21 protein-coding genes are annotated in these 21832 nt (G+C 71.9%); 10 read left to right on the top strand and 11 right to left on the bottom strand.

Features of this window, described 5'->3' with window-relative positions; genetic code table 11:
• The first annotated feature begins 3 nt into the window (after positions 1–3).
• Together ACWCXB_RS33280 and ACWCXB_RS33275 are read left to right on the top strand one after the other, a co-directional pair.
• Positions 4–735 (top strand): class I SAM-dependent methyltransferase, encoded by a 732-nt coding sequence (locus ACWCXB_RS33280; protein ID WP_450727662.1) that lies wholly within the window; start codon positions 4–6, stop codon positions 733–735.
• The gene (locus ACWCXB_RS33275) at positions 732–1838 is read left to right on the top strand and encodes a prenyltransferase (protein WP_450727660.1); all 1107 of its coding nucleotides are present in this window, start codon (positions 732–734) and stop codon (positions 1836–1838) included. The genes ACWCXB_RS33280 and ACWCXB_RS33275 overlap by 4 nt, the downstream gene beginning before the upstream one ends.
• 253 nt (positions 1839–2091) lie before the next feature.
• On the opposite strand, the gene ACWCXB_RS33270 is transcribed toward ACWCXB_RS33275, so the two are convergent.
• Positions 2092–2385, bottom strand: a complete 294-nt coding sequence (locus ACWCXB_RS33270) for a hypothetical protein (RefSeq protein WP_450727659.1) — start codon at positions 2383–2385, stop codon at positions 2092–2094.
• Positions 2386–2504: 119 nt separating this feature from the next.
• Between ACWCXB_RS33270 and ACWCXB_RS33265 the strand changes: the two genes are divergently transcribed.
• Positions 2505–3050, top strand: coding sequence for a hypothetical protein (locus tag ACWCXB_RS33265; protein WP_450727657.1), 546 nt, complete (start codon positions 2505–2507; stop codon positions 3048–3050).
• A 56-nt stretch (positions 3051–3106) separates the two neighbouring features.
• Here ACWCXB_RS33265 and ACWCXB_RS33260 read toward each other — a convergent pair whose 3' ends face one another.
• The 6 genes from ACWCXB_RS33260 to ACWCXB_RS33235 all read right to left on the bottom strand — a co-directional run bounded on the left by ACWCXB_RS33260 (position 3107) and on the right by ACWCXB_RS33235 (position 8097).
• Positions 3107–3361, bottom strand: coding sequence for a DUF4267 domain-containing protein (locus ACWCXB_RS33260; protein WP_450727655.1), 255 nt, complete (start codon positions 3359–3361; stop codon positions 3107–3109).
• Between the two features lie 245 nt (positions 3362–3606).
• Positions 3607–4140 carry a GNAT family N-acetyltransferase gene (locus tag ACWCXB_RS33255; protein WP_450727653.1) on the bottom strand — a complete coding sequence of 178 codons (534 nt, stop codon included), beginning with the start codon at positions 4138–4140 and terminating at the stop codon, positions 3607–3609.
• A gap of 279 nt (positions 4141–4419) precedes the next feature.
• Positions 4420–5430, bottom strand: a complete 1011-nt coding sequence (locus ACWCXB_RS33250) for an LLM class F420-dependent oxidoreductase (protein ID WP_450727651.1) — start codon at positions 5428–5430, stop codon at positions 4420–4422.
• Positions 5431–5533: 103 nt separating this feature from the next.
• Positions 5534–6370: a hypothetical protein gene (locus ACWCXB_RS33245; protein ID WP_450727649.1), complete on the bottom strand. Its 837-nt coding sequence runs from the start codon at positions 6368–6370 to the stop codon at positions 5534–5536.
• A gap of 120 nt (positions 6371–6490) precedes the next feature.
• A complete protein-coding gene (locus tag ACWCXB_RS33240) occupies positions 6491–7378 on the bottom strand; it encodes an N-acetylmuramoyl-L-alanine amidase (protein WP_450727702.1) in 888 nt (295 codons plus the stop codon).
• A gap of 59 nt (positions 7379–7437) precedes the next feature.
• Complete coding sequence (locus ACWCXB_RS33235; protein ID WP_450727647.1) at positions 7438–8097, bottom strand: class I SAM-dependent methyltransferase; 660 nt, start codon at positions 8095–8097, stop codon at positions 7438–7440.
• Positions 8098–8284: 187 nt separating this feature from the next.
• Here ACWCXB_RS33235 and ACWCXB_RS33230 point away from each other — a divergent pair, with 187 nt between their 5' ends.
• The 4 genes from ACWCXB_RS33230 to ACWCXB_RS33215 all read left to right on the top strand — a co-directional run bounded on the left by ACWCXB_RS33230 (position 8285) and on the right by ACWCXB_RS33215 (position 14373).
• Positions 8285–9424, top strand: coding sequence for a permease (locus tag ACWCXB_RS33230; protein WP_450727645.1), 1140 nt, complete (start codon positions 8285–8287; stop codon positions 9422–9424).
• Positions 9425–9478: 54 nt separating this feature from the next.
• Positions 9479–11641 (top strand): acyl-CoA dehydrogenase, encoded by a 2163-nt coding sequence (locus ACWCXB_RS33225; protein WP_450727644.1) that lies wholly within the window; start codon positions 9479–9481, stop codon positions 11639–11641.
• A gap of 19 nt (positions 11642–11660) precedes the next feature.
• Positions 11661–12851, top strand: a complete 1191-nt coding sequence (locus ACWCXB_RS33220) for a lipid-transfer protein (protein WP_450727642.1) — start codon at positions 11661–11663, stop codon at positions 12849–12851.
• A gap of 76 nt (positions 12852–12927) precedes the next feature.
• Positions 12928–14373, top strand: coding sequence for an MFS transporter (locus tag ACWCXB_RS33215; RefSeq protein WP_450727640.1), 1446 nt, complete (start codon positions 12928–12930; stop codon positions 14371–14373).
• 668 nt (positions 14374–15041) lie between these two features.
• Here the strand turns inward: ACWCXB_RS33215 and ACWCXB_RS33210 are convergent.
• The 4 genes from ACWCXB_RS33210 to ACWCXB_RS33195 are packed head-to-tail and all read right to left on the bottom strand — an operon-like array spanning position 15042 to position 18530.
• Entirely contained in the window at positions 15042–15647 is a 606-nt protein-coding gene (locus ACWCXB_RS33210) for a response regulator (protein WP_450727638.1), read from the bottom strand.
• A complete protein-coding gene (locus ACWCXB_RS33205; RefSeq protein WP_450727636.1) occupies positions 15644–16912 on the bottom strand; it encodes a histidine kinase in 1269 nt (422 codons plus the stop codon). Before ACWCXB_RS33205 ends, ACWCXB_RS33210 begins: the two co-directional genes overlap by 4 nt.
• A complete protein-coding gene (locus ACWCXB_RS33200; protein ID WP_450727634.1) occupies positions 16909–17628 on the bottom strand; it encodes an ABC transporter permease in 720 nt (239 codons plus the stop codon). Before ACWCXB_RS33200 ends, ACWCXB_RS33205 begins: the two co-directional genes overlap by 4 nt.
• Entirely contained in the window at positions 17625–18530 is a 906-nt protein-coding gene (locus tag ACWCXB_RS33195) for an ABC transporter ATP-binding protein (protein WP_450727632.1), read from the bottom strand. Before ACWCXB_RS33195 ends, ACWCXB_RS33200 begins: the two co-directional genes overlap by 4 nt.
• Positions 18531–18821: 291 nt before the next feature.
• Here ACWCXB_RS33195 and ACWCXB_RS33190 point away from each other — a divergent pair, with 291 nt between their 5' ends.
• The 3 genes from ACWCXB_RS33190 to ACWCXB_RS33180 are packed head-to-tail and all read left to right on the top strand — an operon-like array spanning position 18822 to position 21741.
• The gene (locus tag ACWCXB_RS33190; RefSeq protein WP_450727630.1) at positions 18822–19676 is read left to right on the top strand and encodes a MaoC/PaaZ C-terminal domain-containing protein; all 855 of its coding nucleotides are present in this window, start codon (positions 18822–18824) and stop codon (positions 19674–19676) included.
• A gap of 13 nt (positions 19677–19689) precedes the next feature.
• Complete coding sequence (locus tag ACWCXB_RS33185) at positions 19690–20766, top strand: Zn-dependent alcohol dehydrogenase (RefSeq protein ID WP_450727628.1); 1077 nt, start codon at positions 19690–19692, stop codon at positions 20764–20766.
• 15 nt (positions 20767–20781) lie between these two features.
• The gene (locus ACWCXB_RS33180) at positions 20782–21741 is read left to right on the top strand and encodes a 3-oxoacyl-ACP reductase (RefSeq protein WP_450727626.1); all 960 of its coding nucleotides are present in this window, start codon (positions 20782–20784) and stop codon (positions 21739–21741) included.
• Positions 21742–21832 lie beyond the last annotated feature (91 nt).

Raw genomic sequence — 21832 nt, 5'->3', positions numbered from 1 at the left:
CCCGTGCTGACCGTCGACTTCTCCCGCTTCCCGCTCGCCCCGGGCGACCGCGTGCTCGACCTGGGCTGTGGGGCCGGGCGGCACGCGTTCGAGTGCTACCGGCGCGGCGCGCAGGTCGTCGCCCTGGACCGCAACGGCGAGGAGATCCGCGAGGTCGCCAAGTGGTTCGCGGCGATGAAGGAGGCCGGGGAGGCCCCCGAGGGCGCGAGCGCCACCGCGATGGAGGGGGACGCGCTGAACCTCCCCTTCCCCGACGAGTCGTTCGACGTCGTGATCATCTCCGAGGTGATGGAGCACATCCCGGACGACAAGGGCGTGCTCGCCGAGATGGTCCGGGTGCTCAAGCCGGGCGGCCGGATCGCCGTCACCGTCCCGCGCTACGGCCCCGAGAAGATCTGCTGGGCGCTGTCGGACGCGTACCACGAGGTCGAGGGCGGACACATCCGTATCTACAAGGCCGACGAGCTGCTCGCGAAGATGCGCGAGGCGGGCCTCAAGCCGTACGGCACGCACCACGCGCACGCGCTGCACTCCCCGTACTGGTGGCTGAAGTGCGCGTTCGGCGTCGACAACGACAAGGCGCTGCCGGTCCGCGCGTACCACAAGCTGCTGGTCTGGGACATCATGAAGAAGCCCCTGGTCACCCGGCTCGCCGAGCAGGCGCTCAACCCGGTTGTCGGCAAGAGCTTCGTGGCGTACGCGACCAAGCCGCACACGCCGAAGGTGGGCGCGTGACCTTCACCGGGGGTGCCCCCGGCGAAGCCAGGGGGAGTACTGAGCACCTCGTCCTGCCCGGGGTCCTCACCGCGGAGCAGGCCGCCGAGACCGTCGCCGGGATCCTCGGTGTCCAGCGTGAGGACGGGGCGATCCCCTGGTTCCGCGGGCACCACCTCGACCCGTGGGACCACACGGAGGCGGCCATGGCGCTGGACGCGGCCGGCGAGCACGCCGCCGCGGCCCGCGCGTACGACTGGCTGGCGCGGCACCAGCTCGCGGACGGGTCCTGGTACGCCGCGTACCACGACGGCAACGCCGACGAGCCGACGGACCGCGGCCGCGAGAGCAACTTCTGCGCGTACATAGCCGTCGGCGTCTGGCACCACTACCTCGCCACCGGCGACGACGCGTTCCTGGACCGGATGTGGCCGACGGTCTACGCCGCGATCGAGTTCGTGCTGCGCCTGCAGCAGCCGGGCGGCCAGGTCGGCTGGAAGCGCGAGTCCCCCGAGGACGGGGACACGCCCGTCGAGGACGCCCTGCTGACAGGCAACTCGTCGATCCACCACGCCCTGCGCTGCGCCCTCGCGATCGCCGAGGAGCGCGAGGAGCCGCAGCCCGACTGGGAGCTGGCCACGGGCGCGCTCGCCCATGCGATACGCAGCCACCCGGAGCGGTTCCTCGACAAGTCCCGCTACTCGATGGACTGGTACTACCCGGTCCTCGGCGGCGCGCTCACGGGCGCCGAGGCGAAGGCGCGGATCGAGGAGTACTGGGACGCGTTCGTGGTCCCCGGGCTCGGCGTGCGGTGCGTGCTGCCGAACCCGTGGGTGACGGGCGGCGAGAGCTGCGAACTGGCGCTCGCGCTCTGGGCGATGGGCGAGTCCGACCGGGCGCTGGAGATCCTCCAGTCGATCCAGCACCTGCGCGCCGAAGACGGCATGTACTGGACGGGCTACGTCTTCGAGGGCAACCGGGCCGTCTGGCCCGAGGAACTCACCACCTGGACGGCGGGGTCCCTGCTGCTGGCCGTGGCTGCGCTGGGGGGAGACGAGGCGACGACGGCGGTGTTCGGCGGGGAGCGCCTGCCGCGCGGGCTCGAGCCCGACTGCTGCGCGTGAACACTTCGGGGGGCGGACGCCCCCCGAACCGCCGCAGCCGCACGGGCTGATCCGGACCTGAGCCGGCGCTGCGCCCCGGCGGGAGGCTGGACGGGCTGCACCCGCCCCGCCCCCGAATCCGACGAGGGCTGGACGGGCTGCGCCCTGAAACCGCCTGTCGCGGGGGTGGATTCGGGGATGGGCCGTGTGGCCCTTGGCGCGGCGCCGGCTCGGGAGCCGTCGCTTCCCCCGGAGCGCACCCGGGCGCGGGCAGTCAGTGCCGGCGCAGGCGGCCGGCCAGGGTGTGGCCGACGACGAGGTAGACGACGGCGGCGAGGCCGTAGCCTGCCACGACCCGCGCCCATGCCTCGTCGAACGTGAACAGGTCGTGCGACCAGCCGGCCAGCCAGCCGGCGACGTCCTGGACGAACATCACCAGGTCGTTGGCCCGGTTCGCGTCCAGCACGTACATAAGGATCCACAGGCCGAGGATGACGGCCATGACATCGGCGACAACAGTGATGACCGTCGCCGCCTGGTGACTTCCACTGCGTTGGCGAAAGGACATAAGCATCGGCTTGCCGTTTCGCGTTGAACCAAACCCGTACCGGGTCGCCCGAGTGGCGGAACGGCCCCTCCCGGGTGACGCTGGCGCGAGAAGCCTCGGGGAGGTCAGGGAGGTCTGCCATGCCCACTCCGGGTCCGATACGCCGCACGGCCCTTGCGTTGCTGCTCTGCTGCGCGCTGCTCGGCACCGCCACTGCCTGCGGCGGCGGTGCCGCCCAAGCGGGCGGTTCGGCCACGCCCACCAGCTCGGCGGAGAAGCAGAAGTACGCCAAGGCCCGCTTCGTGGCCAACGCGGGTCTTGCGGCGGGTGCGACGTACCAGTGGATCGTCAAGCCGTACCGCGCGGGCAAGTTCAAGAAGGGCGCGGAGGGCCAGAAGCTCGCCCTCGTGAAGGCGGGCCTCGCAGCCACGTTCGCGTACAACAGGCTCAAGGCCGCGTCGAACAACGCCAAGGGCGATCCGCTGCTCTCGAAGGCGATCGCGCCGATCACGGCCGGCATCGAGTCGCTGAAGGGCCTCAGTGCCAAACTCCGCAACGGCCAGGCGGGCGATGCCGACATCGGTGCCTTCGAGAACGTCATCAGCCAGGTCAAGGACGCGGGCCAGAGCGCGGGCGCCGAGGTGAAGGACAAGGTGCCGTCGGCCTCGCAGCTCAGCGGCGGCTAGCGCCTTGACCGGCAAGGTTTGCGGGGGGGAGTGAGAGTCGGTGGTGCTGCCCCGGCCTAATCGGCGGACGGGACGCCCACGGAGGGCGAGAGCGGCTGATGCGTCGTGCGCGTGCGGCCCTCGGTCAGCAGCAGGACGGCGGTCAGTACGACGATGGCGGCCGCCGATACATGAACGCTCAGCGCCGTGGTGACCGTGCCGCCATGGGTGACGACCGCGAGCGCGTCACCGAGCGGTATGACGGCGTCGATGAGCACCACCCAGCCGAGGGTCCGGCGCTGCCGACGTCGAGTTCGGCGGCGAGGCCTCACGCGCCCCACTGAAGGCGGCCTTCGGTGAACTCCTCAGCGCGGTCGAGCCGTTTGCCGCCGACCGCGACTCCGACGCGGAGACGCTCACCGAGGTGGTCTGGAGCGCTCTGCAGGGCCTGGCCGCGCTCACCGAGGGCAGCCGACTGCGCCCGCATGAGCACCGGGCACGGGTGGAACTGCTGGTCGACATGGTGGCGGCGGGGGCCTGAAGGTCCGGCGGCGCTCCGGCGCCCCGGCGCAGCGGGTCACCCAAGGAATTCGGTGAGGTCGATGGCGTGGACACGCAGCGGCACGCCGTAAACCGGATGCGTCGTCTCGCGCTCCGGCGCCATGCCGAGCTTGCGCATGACGTTCTCGGAGGCGACGTTGCTGATGTGGGCGATGCCGATGACCCTGTCCAGTCCACGGTCCTGAAGCGCGAACTCCAGGGCGGCGTGGGCGGCTTCGGAGGCGTATCCCTGGCCCCAGAACGGCCTTCCGAGGCGCCAGCCGATCTCCACGGCGGGCAGCACCTCCGGCAGGTACTCCGGGACGGACAGACCCGCGAAGCCGATCAGCTCGCCGGAGGCAATGAGCTCGACGGCGAAGAGTCCGAAGCCCTCCTCGTCCCACTCCTCCTCCCACCGCTCGATGTCCTCGGCCGTCTGTTCCAGGTTCCGGACCGAACCGTCGTCGATCCAGCGCATGACCGCGGGATCCGCATTGATCTCGGCCATGGGGACAAGGTCGTCGTCGGTCCAGCGGCGGAGGATGAGGCGGGGCGTGCGGATCTCGGTCATGGCACCCATCCTGTCGAACACAGCCCCGCGACGGTAATCGGCGGCTGCCACGGCAGGCTCGATCAGGCATTCGCTGTTGGGCCGATCTCGAATCCGGATGCGTCCGCACCTCGCTGCGTTGTCGTCGGTCACCGACTCCCCCGTAGCCCTTCGGGCACGGGAGGTGCCCCCACCGCGTCGATTTCTCCCCCTGCCTTCGGCGGGGGACCCTCACCTCCGCCTTGCGATGTACGGCACCGGACCCCGCTCACTGATCCGGCCTGATCGACCGGACAGGACCTAGGCGTTCAGCTCCGCCAGTACGCGCAGGGTGTGGGGGTCCGGGGCGGTGACCAGAAGGTCCGTCACCGGGCCCTTGCGCCACAACTCCAGGCGTTCGGCGATGCGTTCGCGCGGGCCTACGAGCGAGATCTCGTCGGCGAAGGCGTCCGGGACCGCGAGCACCGCCTCCTCGCGCCGGCCGTCGGCGAACAGCCGCTGGATGTGCCGGGCTTCGTCCTCGTACCCCATCCGTGCCATCAGGTCGGCATGGAAGTTGCGGGCGGAGTGGCCCATGCCGCCGATGTAGAAACCGAGCATCGCCTTGACCGGCAGCAGTCCTTCGGCGACGTCGTCGCAGACGGCGGCCCGTGCCATCGGCGCGATCATGAAGTTGGCGGGGGTGTCGGTCAGCGACGCCTGGTAGACGTCCGTCCGGAGCGGGGACCAGTACAGCGGGAGCCAGCCGTCGGCGATCCGGGTCGTCTGGGCGATGTTCTTCGGCCCTTCCGCGCCGAGCAGGACGGGCAGGTCGGCGCGGAGGGGATGGGTGATCGGCTTGAGCGGCTTGCCGAGGCCGATGCCGTCCTCGCCGGCGTACGGGTGCGTGTGGAAGCGGCCGGCGAGCTCCACGGGGGCCTCGCGACGCAGGACCTGGCGGATGACGTCCACGTACTCCCGGGTCGCCGTCAGCGGGCTCTGCGGGAACGGGCGGCCGTACCACCCCTCCACCACCTGCGGTCCCGACAGCCCGAGGCCGAGCATCATCCGCCCGCCCGAGAGATGGTCGAGGGTGAGCGCGTGCATCGCCGTGGCGGTGGGGGTGCGGGCGGCCATCTGGGCGACCGCCGTGCCCAGCTTGATACGGGACGTGTGGGCGGCGATCCAGGTCAGCGGGGTGAAGGCGTCGGAGCCCCAGGCCTCGGCGGTCCAGACCGAGTCGTAGCCGAGGTGCTCGGCCTCACGGGCGAGGTCGAGGTGGGCGGGGTTCGGGCCGCGCCCCCAGTAGCCGAGTGCGAGTCCGAGCCGCATGCCCCGCTCCTTCGCTGACGGACCGTCAGTTCATTGCCGGGGGGCGACTGTACGGCAACGGCCCCCCGCCCGGAAGGGCGAGGGGCCGCTATGCGCGTGAGCGTCAGCCGCGCTGGATGCCGGACGTGTCCTGGAGGACACCGCGCCGGCCGTCCTGCGTCTGGGCCACCAGGCCGGGACCGCGCTGCTCGACCGCGAGGTACCAGGTGCCGGGCGCGAGCTCGGCGATCGGCGTCGGGGAGCCGTCCTCGGCGAACAGCGGCCGGGCCACCGGCACCGCGAACCAGAACGGCGCGAAGTCCCCTGCCGGGGCGGGCCCGCCCTGCTGCGGCTGGGGCTGGGGCTGACCGGGCTGGGCGCCCTGCTGCGGGTGGCCACCGTACGGCTGCGGCTGACCCGGCTGACCCGGCTGTCCCGGCTGCATGCCGTACGGCTGCTGCTGGGCGCCCGGGTAGCCGTAACCGCCCTGCGGCTGCGCACCGTACGGCTGCGGGGCCTGCGGGCGCGGGGCGGGGAGGAGCGGCGCCTTGAGGGCGGGGACGAGCGGGGAGGCGATGGCCGCGGCGGCGAGCACGATGGTGGAGAGCAGGCCGAGGATCATGCCGGCGCCCGCGTCCGCATCCATGTCGATGATCGTCCAGAACGCCGTCCACAGCGAGAAGACGGAGAACGCCACACCGAACTGGCCGAGGTCGAGGCCCGCGACCTTACGCCCCGGCATGCCGCGGCCGACCACGATCAGCGCGGCCCCGATGATCCCGGAGAGGAACATGCTCATCAGGAGGCCCAGCGAGTCCCAGGCGTTGGCCCGTTCGAAGTTCGAGCAGTCGATGCCGGTCGGGCAATCGACGCTGGCGAGGCTGAGGAACGAGGCGATGAACAGCACCACCGCTGCTCCGATCACCACGCCATCGCCTCGAGTGAGGGAGCGGATGTTCACGTGTAGGTCCTTAGTCCGTTGCGTCTCGTCGGGGCGGTCGTCGGTGCCGCCGGTCGGCGGTGCACAGCGCGAAGCTCGGGGGCGGCACCATCGTACGGATGCATCGTCGCCTGCCCGCAACTACCCCTTCAGGTACATGCTGATGCCGTCCGCGATGCCCTGCGCCGCCTTCTGCCGCCATGCCGGGCTCTTGAGCAGCTTCGCGTCCTTCGCGTCACGCATGTTGCCGCATTCGATGAACACCTTGGGAACGGTGGACAGGTTCAGGCCGCCGAGGTCGTCGCGCACGTCCAACCCGGTGTTCTTTCCTACATAGTTGGAGGGCGCGCTGCCGGTGGCGGCGGTGAACGCCCCCGCGATGCGCTCGCCGAGCCCGCGCGACGGACCGACGATCTTCGAGGTGTCGGCGGCGCCGTCCTTCACCAGGGCGGGGAGGATCACATGGAACCCGCGGTTCCCGGTCGCGGAGCCGTCCGCGTGCACGGAGATCACGGCGTCCGCGGCGGCCTTGTTCCCGATGCGGGCGCGTTCGTCCACGCACGGGCCGAAGGGGCGGTCGTTGTCCTGGGTGAATCGGACCGTTGCTCCCTGTTTCTCCAGCAGGGTGCGAAGACGGTGTGAAACATCGAGGGTGAATTCTGCCTCGGTGTAACCGTCATTGGTGGACGTGCCCGTGGTGTCGCATTCCTTGCTGTTTGTTCCGATGTCCACGAGCTTGGCGATCTCGCGGGTGTGCCGGAAGTTACCGGGGTTGTGGCCGGGGTCGACGACGACGACCTTTCCGGCGAGAGGGCGGCCCGACGCGGCCTGTCCGGCCGGGGGGCTGCCCGGCGGGACGTCGTCGGACGTGGCCGATGTGCTCGGTGCGGCCGGCGTGCCGGAGGTGGGCCGCGTCGTCGACGGACTCCCCACCCCGGCGCATCCGGCCAGGCAGGCCACCGCCAGCCCGGCAACGGCGAAGCGGGCGCCACCACGGGCGGGGCGGCGCCTGTTCTGGTCGTACGGCACGTTCGTCGTCCCGTCGGTCGGCACGTTGGTCGGCACGTCGCGATGCTAGTCGGACCGGGTCAGAACCCCGGCCCCGTGCGACGCAGGACACGCAGCGAGTCCGTCACCGAGACCTCCGTGAACGCGCCGGACTCCAGCGCCCTGAGGTAGATCCGGTACGGAGCCTGGCCGGTCCATTCGTCCACCGGGTCCGGGAACACGTCGTGGATGACGAGGAGGCCGCCCTCGGCGATGTGCGGGGCCCAGCCCTCGTAGTCGTTCGTGGCGTGCTCGTCGGTGTGCCCGCCGTCGATGAAGACCAGCCCGACCTCCCGGCCCCACACCCGCGCGACCTGCGGCGACCGCCCGACGACCGCGATCACGTGGTCCTCCAGGCCGGCCTTGTGCAGGGTGCGACGGAAGGCCGGCAGCGTGTCCATCCGGCCCACCTCCGGGTCCACGACCGTCGGGTCGTGGTACTCCCAGCCAGGCTGCTGCTCCTCGCTGCCCCGGTGGTGATCGACGGTGACGGCGACGGTCCCGGCCTCGCGGGCGGCGTCCGCGAGCAGGATGGTGGACCGCCCGCAGTACGTCCCGACCTCAAGGAGGGGGAGCCCGAGCGCCCCCGCCTCGGCGGCCGCCGCGTACAGGGCGAGCCCCTCCCGTACGGGCATGAAGCCCTTGGCGGCCTCGAAGGCGGCGAGGACCTCCGGCTTGGGGGCGGCGGGGGCGGCAGCCATGGAGTTCCTCCGGCTCGTACACGTGTCTGGGCGGTTCACATCGTAGGCGGCTCGGTCCCTGGCGTCGCACTCGAACCGCACCGTCTTGCCGCGCACCCATCACCGGGTGGACGCGCGGTGGCGTCCGTGTCGGCGGGCGGCGTGGCGATCCCGTACGGCGTGATCCCGTACGGCGAGGCTGGGGCCCATGGACGCCGTACTGCACGCCCTGGCCCTCGCCGGGTCCATGGCCTGGGAGATCACCTGGGCCCTGATCCTGGGCTTCACGCTGTCCGCCGTCGTGCAGGCAGTCGTCCGCAAGTCCACCGTCGTGTCACTCCTCGGCGACGACAGCCCCCACAGCCTGACTGTCGCGGCCGGGCTCGGCATCGCCTCGTCGTCATGCTCTTACGCGGCCGTAGCCCTCGCGCGCTCGCTCTTCCGCAAGGGTGCGAACTTCACAGCGGCGATGGCCTTCGAGATCGCGTCGACCAATCTCGTCGTCGAGCTGGGCGTGATCCTGGCGCTGCTGATGGGGTGGCAGTTCACCGCGGCCGAGTTCACCGGTGGCCCGATCATGATCGTCGTGCTGGCGGTGCTGTTCCGGCTGTTCCTGCGTGAAAGCCTGCTGAGGCAGGCGCGCGAGCAGGCCGAACGCGGGCTGGCGGGCTCCATGGAGGGCCACGCGGCCATGGACATGTCCATCCCGAGCGAGGGCTCCTTCTGGCAGCGGCTGCTGTCCCGCGCGGGCTTCACCGCCACGGCCCATGTCTTCGTCATGGAGTGGGCGGCGATCCTGCGTGACCTCGTCCTGGGCCTGCTGATCGCCGGGGCGGTCGCCGCCTGGGTGCCGGACTCCTTCTGGAGCGCGTTCTTCTTCGAGGGGCATCCGCTGGCCGCGAAGCTCTGGGGGCCGCTGATCGGGCCGCTCGTCGCCATCGCGTCGTTCGTCTGCTCGGTCGGCAACGTGCCGCTCGCCGTGGTGCTGTGGAAGGGCGGGATCAGCTTCGGAGGGGTGATCGCCTTCATCTTCGCCGACCTGCTGATCGTGCCGATCCTGAACATCTACCGGAAGTACTACGGGGCGCGGATGGCCGCGTTCATCCTCGCCACGTTCTACGTCGCCATCGTCGTCGCCGCCTACGCCGTCGAGGTCGTCTTCGGCGCCCTCGGGATCATCCCGGACCACTCGGACGCGAGGATCCCCGACGAAGGGGTGTCCTGGAACTACACGACCTGGCTCAACATCGCCTTCCTGCTGCTCGCGGCGGCGTTCGTCGTGCGCTTCGTGCGCACCGGCGGGCCGGGGATGCTCCGGGTGATGGGCGGTGCGCCCGCCGCCCACTGATCCCTGCGGCTTCTGACCTTCCGTCAGATTGAAACGTGTTCTAGTCTGCCGCGCATGGGGAGCGGAAGCATCGGAATCACCCAGGAGCAGCGCGAGTTGGCGGACTCCGTACGCCGCCGGCTCGCGCGGGCCGTGCCGCCCGAAGCCGTACGGAAGCTGCTCGACGCGCCCGGCGGCGGGACCGGGGGCCGGCCCGGGTACTGGGACCGGGCGGTCGAGCAGGGGTTGCTCGGGCTGCATCTGCCCGAGGTGTACGGCGGCGGGGGCGGCACGCTCATCGACCTCGCGGTCGTCCTGGAGGAGACCGGGCGGGCCGCGCTGCCCGGGCCGTATCTGCCGAGCGTGCTCGCCTCCGCCGTGCTGGCCCGTGCCGGGCGCGGCGATCTGGCGGGGCCGCTCGCGGACGGGCGGCGCATCGGGGCCGTCGCCCTCGGGGCCGGGACACTCACAGCGGCTCCGGACGGCGGCGGACACCGCCTCGACGGGACCGCGCCGCCCGTGCTCGGCGCCGGGCACGCCGATCTGCTCGTCCTCGCGGCTCCTGGCGGCTGGTTCGCCGTGGACGCGACGGACCTGTCGATACGCGGACACGAGAGCGCCGACCCGACCCGGCCCACCGCCGAGGTCACCGCGCATGCCGTCACCGTCCCGGCGGACCGCCTCCTCGACGTCGACCCCGGACTCGTAGGGGACCTCGCCGCCGTCCTGTTCGCCGCCGAAGCCTGCGGGACCGCGGCATGGGCGCTGCACACGGCCACCGAGTACGCCAAGGTGCGCGAGCAGTTCGGGCGCCCCATCGGGCAGTTCCAGGCGGTCAAGCACCTGTGCGCGGACATGCTCGTACGCGTCGAGCAGGCGCGGGCCCTGACCTGGGACGCGGCGCGGGCGGCCGACGACGCCCCGCGGGTCCGTAGCCTTACCGCCGCGCTCGCCGCATCCGCCGCCCTCGACGCCGCGTACAGCTGCGCCAAGGACTGCATCCAGATCCTCGGCGGCATCGGCTTCACCTGGGAGCACGACGCCCATCTCCACCTCCGCCGGGCCGTCGTCGCCCGCCAGCTCCTCGGACCCGGCGACACCCACCGGCTCCAGGCGGTCCGGCTCGCGGCGGAGGGCGCCCGCCGCGAGCTCCGCCTGGAACTCCCGCCCGAGGCCGAGCCGTACCGCGCACAGGCCCGCGACGCCATCGCCCCCGCCCGCGGCCTCGACCCCGGCGCCGCCCGTCGCGCCCTCGCCCCCACCGGCTACGCGGCCCCGCACCTCCCGCCCCCGTACGGCCTCGGCGCCGGGCCCCTCCAGCAGCTCGCCGTCCAGCAGGAGCTGCGGGCAGCAGGGGTGAAGGTCGCCGACCTGGGCATCGCGACCTGGGTGGTGCCCTCCCTCATGGCATACGGCACCCAGGACCAGCAGGACCGCTTCCTCGGCCCCACCCTGCGCGGCGAGGTGCTGTGGTGCCAGCTCTTCTCCGAGCCCGGCGCCGGGTCCGACCTCGCATCGCTGCGCACGAAGGCGGAACGCACCGCGGAAGGCTGGCGGATCACCGGCCAGAAGGTGTGGACGAGCGCCGCCCAGTGGGCCGACTTCGGCATCCTCCTCGCCCGTACCGACGCCGAGGCCCCGAAGCACCAGGGCCTCACCTACTTCCTCGTCGACATGAAGGCCACGGACGGCATCGACATCCGCCCGCTGAAGGAGATCACCGGCGAGTCCCTCTTCAACGAGGTGTACTTCGACGGGGCGCTGCTCCCCGCCGACGCCGTCGTCGGCGAGGTGAACGACGGCTGGCGGGTGGCCCGCCACACCCTCGGCAACGAACGCGTCCACATGGCCGACCAGTTGACCTTCGACACCGGCCTGGAGGAACTGATCGCCCAGGCGCCCGGCCTCGACGACACCTGTCGGGCCCGTATCGGCGCGCTCACCGCCGAGGCGCACGCCCTCGCCTGCATCGGACTGCGCACGACCCTGCAGCAGGTCGACGGCATGGAGCCGGGCCCCGGCGCCTCCGTACGCAAGCTCGTCCAGACCCCGCACCAGCAGAAGGTCGCCGAACTCGCCCTCGAACTCCTCGGACCGGCGGGGGCCGTCCGCGAGGGCGCGGGCGAACGGGCCGTGCACGGACTGCTGATGTCCCGCTGTCTGACGATCGCGGGCGGCACCACCCAGGTCCAGCTCAATGTCGTCGCCGAGCGCATCCTCGGCCTGCCGCGAGACTGACTGAAGGAGCCCCGAAGACATGAAGAGCTACATCGTCGGTGTCGGCATGACGAAGTTCGAGAAGCCCGAGTCACGGGACTGGCAGTACTGGGACATGGCCAAGGAGGCGGGCAGCGCCGCACTCGCCGACGCGGGGATCCCGTACGAGCGCGTCCAGCAGGTCCCCGTCGGCTACTGCTTCCAGGCCTCGACGGCCGGCCAGCGCGCCGCGTACGAACTCGGCCTCACCGGAGTCCCCGTCTACAACGTCAACAACAACTGCGCGACCGGCTCGACGGCGCTCATGATGGCCCGGCAGTTCGTCGCGGGCGGCGTCAGCGACTGCGTGCTCGCGCTCGGCTTCGAGAAGATGAAGAAAGGCGCGCTCGGAGGAGGAGCGGACGGAGGCGACTTCACGACGTCACCTGTGGCCCGGCACTACGGGATCATGGCCGCCGCCCACGGCTTCGAGATGACCCCGCCCACCGCCCAGATCTTCGGCAACGCGGCCCGCGAACACATGGAGCGCCACGGCACCACCACGCGCCAGCTCGCCGCCGTCGCCGCCAAGAACCACCGGCACTCGGCGAACAACCCGAACGCCCAGTTCCAGGACATCTACGACATCGACGAGATCCTCGCCGCCAAACCCATCCACCAGCCGCTCACCCGGCTCCAGTGCTCGCCGACCTCCGACGGGGCCGCGGCGGCCGTCGTCGTCTCCGAGCGGTTCGTGGTCCAACACGGACTGCACGACAAGGCCGTCGAGATCGCCGGACAGGCCATGACCACCGACACCGCCGACTCCTTCGCCTCCGGCTCCTGCATCGACGTCGTCGGCCGGCCGATGTCACGGGCGGCGGCCCGACAGGCGTACGAGGCGTCCGGCCTCGGCATCGAGGACATCGACGTCATCGAGCTGCACGACTGCTTCTCGGTCAACGAACTGCTCACGTACGAGGCGCTCGGCATGTGCGCGGACGGCGAGTCGGGCAAGCTCGTCGAGTCCGGGGCGACGACGTACGGCGGCCGATGGGTGGTCAACCCGTCCGGCGGGCTGATCTCCAAGGGGCATCCGCTGGGCGCGACCGGCCTGGCCCAGGCCGCCGAGCTGACCTGGCAGCTGCGCGGCGAGGCGGGGGACCGGCAGGTGCCCGGTGCCCGGGCCGCTCTTGCGCACAACATCGGGCTCGGTGGGGCGGCGGTCGTGACCGTACTGCGCAAGTCCTAGGCCGCGTCCTAGGACCCCCGGTCCTGCGGTCCGTACATCGAAATCCGGATGTACGGGCCGTCAGGTGCCTGAGACCATGACGGTCATGGTCTCAGCCCCGTCAGACACAGCAGACCCCCGGATAACCGCTCCGGACCGCCGTGCCACGCGTATGTGGGCCGTCGTACTGGCCGCCTGTGCCGGGCAGTTCCTCGTCGTCCTCGACGTGTCCGTGGTCAACACCGCGTTGCCGTCGATGCGGGCCGACCTGGGGCTCAGCGCCGTCGGACTGCAGTGGGTGGTCAACGCGTACTCGATCGCCTTCGCCGGGTTCATGCTGCTCGGCGGGCGGGCCGGGGATCTTTTCGGGCGCAAGCGGATGTTCCTGGTGGGGCTCGGACTCTTCACCGCCGCGTCCCTCGCGGGCGGGCTCGCCCAGGAGGGCTGGCAACTGCTCGCCGCGCGGGCCGGGCAGGGCCTGGGCGCCGCGGTGCTCGCCCCGTCGACGCTGACGCTGCTCACCTCGGCCGTGCCGGAGGGCCCGGCCCGTGCGCGTGCCATCGCCACCTGGACCGCGGTCGGCGCGGGCGGCGGCGCGGCGGGCGGGCTGGTCGGCGGGGTGCTGACCGACGCCTTCTCCTGGCGCTGGACGCTGCTGATCAATGTGCCCGTCGGCGCGCTGGTGATCGTCCTGGGCGCCTGGTGGCTCGCGGAGAGCCGGGCGGGGGAGCGGCGGCGGCTCGACCTGCCGGGCGCGGTGCTCGTGACGGCGGGCCTCGCGACCCTCGCGTACGGCATCGTGCAGACCGAGCGGGAGGGCTGGACCGCCCCCGCGACGCTCGTCCCCCTGGGCGCCGGGCTCGCGCTGCTCGGGGTCTTCGTGGCGGTCGAGGCGCGGGCGAACACGCCCCTGATGCCGCTGAAACTGTTCCGGACGCGGTCGGTGTCGGCGGCGAACGCGGCGATGTTCAGCTGTGGCGCCGCCATGTTCTGCATGTGGTTCTTCATGACGCTGTACGCCCAGAACGTCCTCGGCTACAGCCCGCTGGCCGCCGGGCTCGCCCTGATGCCCAGCTCGCTCGCCGTGATCCTCGGCTCCAAGCTCGCCCCGCGGGTGATGCCCGTCGTCGGCGCCCGCAATGTCGCCGTGCTCGGCGTGCTGGTGTCCGCGGCCGGCTTCGGCTGGCAGTCCACGATGGACGCGCACGGCTCGTACGTGACCGCGATCATGCTGCCCGGCATCGTGATGATGGCCGGCGCGGGTTTTGCGGGGACGCCGCTCGCCGCCCTCGCCACGTCCGGTGCCGCGCCGGGCGACGCGGGCCTCGTCTCCGGGCTGATCAACACCTCGCGCGTGATGGGCGGCGCGCTCGGGCTCGCCGTCCTGTCGACGGTCGCGGCGGCGAGGACGGGCGGGGCGACGGACCCCTCGGCCCTGACCGCGGGTTACGCGCTGGCGTTCAGGACGGGGGCGGGCATTTTGGTGGGCGGGGTGCTGATGATGCTGTTGTGGTTGCCGGGGGACGGTGGGCGTCGCGCCTGACCGGGGGCGACGCCGTGCCCGGGGCCTGTGCGGGGTGCCTCCGGCGGTGCGGGGTGCGGTGTGCGCGGTGCCGGGTGGGCGTCCGGTGTGTCCGTCCTCAAGCGCCGGACGGGCTTGGTGCGGCTGCTGTGGGTGGGTGGTGGTGCGGTGCCCCTCCGGGCTCGCCTCCTCGGAAATCGGTGGGTACGGCGTCGTCCGGTACCACCGCCCGATTTCCTGCGGGGGCGACCCTGCACGGCCCCGCCCCGGGTCGCCCGCCGACTGCAGGTCGGGGGGTGGAAACCATGCCCACCGGGGCGAGCCCCCACCGTTCACCACGCCCGGGGACGCGCAGGGGTCGTGTTCGGGACACTAAAGCGTGATTTGTGGCGCGCGGCATGGGCGATGACTGGTGGGTCCGGGGTGGCGCGCGCCGTAAATCATGCCGTCCCGGATACGAGCCCCGGAGTGGACCCGGACGGCAACCGCCAGGTCCTGGGCACCCCCGACCACCCAGCCCGTCCGGCGTTTGAGGACGGACACACCGGCCCACCCGGCGGTACCGGGTGCACACGACGGACACCCTGGCCCACCCGGCGGTACCGGGCACACGACGGACATCCCGGCCCACCCCGCGGTACCGGGAAGCCAGGGCCGGCGGGCCGGGCAGGGGTGAGGGGCGCCGCCCCTCAGAGCCAGCCCGCGCGGCGGGCCGCACGCACCGCCTCCATGCGGTTGCGCGTACCCGTCTTGCCGATCGCCGCCGACAGATAGTTCCGTACGGTCGACTCCGACAGGTGCAACCTCGCGGCGATGTCCGCGACCGTCGCCCCGTCCACCGCCGCGTTCAGCACCTCCCGCTCACGCGGCGTCAGCGGACTCGGCCCTGCGCTCAGCGCCGCCGCCGCGAGCGCCGGGTCGATGACCCGCTCGCCGCGCAGCACCGCCCGGATCGCCTCCGCCAGCTCCTCCACGGGCCCGTCCTTGACGAGGAAGCCCGCCGCCCCGGCCTCCATCGCCCGGCGCAGATACCCCGGCCGGCCGAACGTCGTCAGGATGAGCACCCGGCAGTCCGGCACCTCGTCCCGCAGCTCCGCGGCGGCGTCCAGGCCGCTGAGCCCGGGCAGTTCGATGTCCAGGAGCGCCACATCGGGCCGTGCCGTCAGCGCGGCGGAGACGATCTCGTCCCCGCGCCCCACCTGGGCGACGACCTCGATGTCCTCCTCCATGCCGAGCAGCAGGGCGAGGGCGCCGCGCATCATGCCCTGGTCCTCGGCGAGAAGGACTCTGATCATTCTGCTCGCTCCCACTCTCTCGGGGCCGGGCTCTCCACCGGGAGTTCCGCGGTCACCCGGAACCCGCCGCGTGCCGCCGGGCCCGAGTCCAGAGTGCCGCCTGCCGCGGCGACACGCTCGGCAAGGCCCTTGAGCCCACTACCTGGCCCACTCCCCGGTGCGCCGGCGCCGCCGCGCCCGTCGTCCGTGACCACCAGCCGGACCCGTTCGGGCGCGCCGCTCACCTCGATCTCGCAGCGCGAGGCAGCGGAGTGCCGTACGACGTTGGTGACGGACTCGCGCACCACCCAGCTCAGCAGCGCCTCGGTGTGCGACTCCAGGGGCGGCCCCGACCGGCGCACGACCGGTTCGACGCCCGCGGTCGACAGGGCGTCGCGGGCCCGGTCGAGCTCGGTGGCCAGGCTGCCCTCCCGGTAGCCGGTGACCGCTTCGCGGATCTCGGTGAGGGCCTGGCGTCCGACCGCCTCGATGTCGGCGACCTGGGCGAGTGCCGCGTCCAGGTCGCGGGGCGCGAGGCGGCGCGCGGCCTCGGACTTGACGACCACCACCGAGAGGGTGTGTCCGAGCAGGTCGTGCAGATCGCGGGAGAAGCGGAGCCGTTCCTGCTCGACGGCGGCCCGGGCCAGCTCCTCACGCGTGGCGCGCAGTTCCTTGACCGTCTCGGAGAGCGCGAGGATCGCCGCGGTGATCATCCCGGAGATGAAGGTGCCGTACGCGATCGATATCCCGCTCCAGCCCTCGTGGAAGGTGCCGACGGCACCGGCGGCCACCGCCAGGGGCAGCACCACGAAGGTGAGGGCCCGTCCCCGCAGGACCGCCCCGCAGGCGAGGCTGAGCAGCGTGAAGAACATCAGCCACCCGCCGCCGTACCCGATCGCGAGCCCGAAGGTGATCAGGCCCATCACGACCAGCGCGGCCCAGGTGGCGGCGGTCTCCCGTTTGCGCCGGTCGAAGGCCCGGAACACCACCGCGATGTAGAGGGAGTTGAAGACGAGCAGGCCGAGGCCGCCGATCCAGGGGTTCGGGGTCTTGCCCTGGAGGAGGTTGGAGACCGCGCCCATGCCCATCAGCAGCCAGGGCAGCAGCGCGAAGCCGCCCGGCGGGCCGATCTCCTCGGGAGCCCGTCCCCTCCGCCTCGCGGTCTTTTCGAAAGACCTCTGCACCTTCCGGTCGGCCTTCGCCTTCTTCGCCCGCCAGTCGGCCTTCCACGCCTCCATCCGCGTGGTGCACTGCCTGCCCACCCAGCCCATCGCCGCCCCCGTCATGACGTCCTCGCCGACCGACGGTACGAGACCACCGCGTACGAGCCGAACAGCAGCGCCCAGAAGGCGAGCACGGCCACGGCGGTGAGCCCGGGCGCGCTGCCGTCGGTCATGGCACGGCCCAGCTCGGCGAAGCGGTTGGCCGGGGTGTAAGCGGACAGACGGCGCAGCCAGCCGGGGAACAGCTCCACCGGGAACCAGAGTCCGCCGACGACCGCGAGCCCGAGGTTGCAGGCCACGTTGACGACGCCCGTGGTCTGGGCGGAGAGCCGGTAGCCGTTGCCGATGCCGAGCAGGGTGAAGGGGAGCGCGCCCAGCCAGAGCGCGACGGCGACCGCCGCCCACTGCCAGACGCCCATGCGTACGCCGTTGACCAGACCGCCCGCCGCAAGCACCGCCGCGATGGAGGGCAGGACGATCACCGAGCCGGTGAGGGCCCGTCCGGTGACCACCTGGCGCGGGCTCATCGGTGTGATCCGCAACTGCCGCAGCCAGCCGATGGACTTGTCCTCGGCGACGCCGGTCCCGGTGGACAGGGCGGCGCCCAGCGCACCGTACGCCGCCATGCCGACCATCGAGGCGGTCCTCCACTCGTGGTCGTCGGTGCCGAGGTTGGTGAACAGCAGATACATCAGCACCGGCATCCCGACACCGAAGACGACGAAGCCGGTGTCGCGCAGGGTGCGACGGACTTCCAGTTTCACGTATGCGGCAATCATCGGACGGTCTCCAGGCCTTCGGAAGCGGCGGTCAGGGCGAGGAAGGCGTCGTCGAGCGAGACGGGGGCGACTTCGAGGCCGCGGGCGGCGCCGAGTCCGACGAGTGCGACGACCGTGGCGTCCGAGTCGTCCGTACGCAGCCGGGCCCGGTCCCCGCGCACCTCGACCGACACGACGCCCGGCAGCAGGTGCAGCCCCTCCGTGGAGCGGCCGGCGAGGTCGAAGGAGACGAGGTTTCCGCCGGCCGCGCGCCTGAGTTCCTCGCCGGTGCCGTCGGCGACGATCCGGCCGTGGTCGATGACGACGATCCGGTCGGCGTGGGCGTCGGCCTCCTCCAGATAGTGCGTGGAGAACAGCACGGTGTTGCCGCGGCGGGCGTAGGAGCGCATGGAGGCCCAGAAGGCGTGGCGGGCCTCGACGTCGAGGGCGGCGGTCGGCTCGTCGAGGACGATCAGCTCGGGAGCGCCGGCGAGCGCGACGGCGAAGCGGACGCGCTGGGCCTGGCCGCCGGAAAGCCGGTCGACTCGGCGGTCGGCGACCTCGCCGAGCCCTGCGAGCTCCAACGCCTCGGCGACGGGCAGCGGGTCCGGATAGGTGCGGGCGACGAAGCCGACCAGCTCGCGGACGGTGACCCGGGGGACCTGTCGGCCCTCCTGGAGCATCGCGCCGACCCGGCCGGCGCGGACGGCGGCGGACGGGGCCTCGCCGAAGAGGCGGACCTGTCCCGCGTCGGGCTCGTCCAGGCCGAGGAGCAGGCCGATGGTGGTGGACTTGCCCGCGCCGTTGCGGCCGAGGAGGGCGACGGTCTCGCCGCGCCGGATGGCGAGGTCGATGCCGGCCACGGCCCGTACGGGACCGAAGGACTTGGCCGTCCCGGCGAAGTGGACTGCTGTCTGCGTCATGGCCACGACGCTACGGAGCGGACCCCGGGTCCCGGCAGATGCGCGTGTACGGATCCGGCGGTGACAAATGTCCTGGGTGAGCGGGCCGACACAGTGATCTGACGTAGCGTCAGGAGCCTTCACAAGTCATGGGGGGTGCGTTATACATAGGGTCCAACCGGCCTAGAACGCGTTCTAGAAGGACCGATGGACGCGGGGGCGGCCGGTCCCGTACGGCCTCGGTGCGGCCGACGGTGCGGACGGCCGCACCGAGGTCTTCCACTCCTCAACCGTCGTAGGAGCAGCATCCTCATGCCCATCGATGCCGCCAAGGCGATCGCGGCCGAGCCACGCAGCGCCGAGATCACCTGGGACCACAAGGACATCCAGCTCTACCACCTCGGCATCGGCGCGGGGGTCCCGGCCACCGGCCCCGACGAGCTGCGCTACACCCTGGAGTCCCGGCTCCACGTCCTGCCCAGCTTCGCCACCGTCGCGGGCGCGGGCATGGGCGTCGTCGGCGGCCTCTCCGCCCCCGGCATCGACGTCGACCTCGCCGCCGTACTGCACGGAGGCCAGACGATCACGCTCCACCGCCCGATCCCCGTCAAGGGACGGGCCACCAGCACATCGCGCGTCGCGGCCGTCTACGACAAGGGCAAGGCCGCCGTCCTCGTAATCCGTTCCGAGGCCGCCGACGAGGACGGGCCGCTGTGGACGAGCGACGCCCAGATCTTCGTACGCGGCGAGGGCGGCTTCGGCGGCGAGCGCGGGCCGTCGGCGCGCGTGGAGCAGCCGGAACGCGAGCCCGACACGATCGTCGAGCGGGCCGTCCGCGAGGACCAGGCGCTCCTCTACCGGCTCTCCGGCGACTGGAACCCGCTGCACGCCGACCCGGAGTTCGCCAAGCTCGCGGGCTTCGACAGGCCGATCCTGCACGGCCTCTGCTCGTACGGCATGACGCTCAAGGCCGTCGTCGACACGCTCCTCGACGGGGACGTCACGCGCGTCCGCTCGTACAGCACACGCTTCGCGGGGGTGGTCTTCCCGGGGGAGACCCTGCGCATCCGGATGTGGACCGGGGAAGGCCGCATCCAGGTGTCGGTGACGGCCGTCGAGAGGAACGACGCCCCGGTGCTCGCCGACACCATCGTCGAACATTCCTGATTGGAGCCGCACCATGCGCGCAGCCGTACTGCACGAGATCGGCCAGGACAAGCTCGACGTCCTCGACGACGTCGAGGCGGTGGGCTTCGGCCCCGGCAAGGTGAAGATCCGCGTCAGGGCGACCGGGCTGTGCCACTCGGACGTCTCCGCGATGAGCGGCGTGCTTCCGCAGCCCGCGCCCTTCATCCCGGGCCACGAGGGCGCGGGCGAGATCATCGACATCGGCGACGGGGTCGGCGGCCTCCAGCAGGGCGACCGGGTGCTGATGTGCTGGCTGCCCGCGTGCGGCACCTGCCCGGCCTGCAAGCGCGGCCAGTCCCAGCTCTGTCTGGCCGGCTTCATGAACGCCGGTACCCCCAACTTCAAGCGTCCCGGAGGGGACGTCTTCGGCTTCGCCGGTACCGGCACGTTCACGGAGGAGGTCGTGGTCGACGCGGGCTGCGCCGTGCCGATACCGGACGACGTGCCGTACGAGATCGCCGCGCTCATCGGCTGCGGTGTGACCACCGGGCTCGGCGCGGCCATCAACACCGCCCGGGTGGAGGCCGGTTCGTCGGTCGCCGTCATCGGCTGCGGCGGCGTCGGCATCTCCGCGATCCAGGGCGCCCGGGTGCAGGGCGCGGCCCAGATCGTCGCCGTCGACCCGGTGGCCTCACGGCGCGAGGCGGCGCTGCGCTTCGGCGCGACCGAGGCGGTCTCGCCGGACGAACTCGCCGACGCCAAGCAGCGGATCACCGGCGGCGAGGGCTTCGACTACGTCTTCGAGGTCGTCGGCAAGTCGGCGACGGCCAGGACGGCGTACGACACGACGCGGCGCGGCGGCACGCTGTGCATCGTCGGCGCGGGCGCGATGGACGACTTCCTGCAGCTCAACATGTTCGAGCTGTTCTTCGACGAGAAGCGGATCCTGCCGTCGATGTACGGCGGCGGGGACGTGCTCCGCTCGTACGAACGGGCCATCGCGCTGTGGCGGGCGGGCCGGATCGACCTGGAGTCGCTGATCACCCACCGGGTGCAGCTGGCGGAGATCAACGAGGCGCTGACCCAGATGCGTACGGGCGAGGCGCTGCGTACCTGCATCGAGATCTGAGGAGGACCCGCTCGTATGTCACTCCCACTTGAGGGCCTGTCCGCGATCGTCACGGGCGCGGGCCGCGGTCTGGGCCGGGCCGAGGCGCTGGAACTCGCCAGGCTCGGCGCGAGCGTCGTCGTCAACGACTACGGCCGCCCCGGCCGGGACGGCTCCGGCGAGGCGTCGGCCGCGCCCGCGGAGGCGGTCGTGGCCGAGATCCGCGCCGCGGGCGGTGAGGCGGTGGCGCACCTGGGCGACGTCTCGGACTTCGAGTCGGCCCGCGCCCTCGTCGACATGGCGACCGGCACGTACGGCAAGCTCGACATCCTGGTCAACAACGCGGGGATCCTGCGGGACCGGATGGTCTTCTCGATGAGCGAGGACGAGTGGGACTCGGTGATCCGCGTCCACCTCAAGGGCCACTTCAACACGACCCACTTCGCGTCGGTCCACTGGCGCGAACGCTCCAAGGCGGCGGGTGGTCCGGTGTACGGGCGCGTCATCAACACCTCGTCGGAGGCGTTCCTGGCGGGCTCGGCGGGTCAGCCGAACTACGCGGCGGCGAAGGGCGGCATCGTCGGTCTGACGACGTCGACGGCGCTGGCCCTCGGCAAGTACGGCGTCACGGCCAACGCGATCTGCCCGCGGGCCCGTACCCGTATGACGGAGGACGTCTTCGCCGCCATTCCAGCAATCGAGAGGGGCGGCGAACCGGACGAGGACCAGGTCGACCCGCTCGCACCTGAGCACGTCTCCCCACTGGTCGGCTATCTGGCGTCCCCGGCCGCGGCCGGGGTCACCGGGCAGCTGCTTGTGGTGCACGGGGGGATGGTGGCGGTGGTGGAACGGCCGCGGGTGGCGGCCAAGTTCGACTCGGCGAAGGACACCTTCTCCTACGAGGAGCTCGACGAGCTCCTCTCCCCGTACTACGCGTCTTGCCCCCCGAGCGAGACCTTCGCGGCAACGGAGGTCCTGGGCTTGAAGCGGGGCTAGGTGTATTGATCACGAGCGTTGTTAACAGTGCTGGGTCTTGATCATGGCGAAGACCTCCGGTGTGGTGGAGGTGTCTAGGCTCCACACCACG

It is taken from the genome of Streptomyces sp. NPDC001514 (genome assembly GCF_053597075.1).
This window is presented reverse-complemented; position numbering and strand designations above follow the sequence as displayed.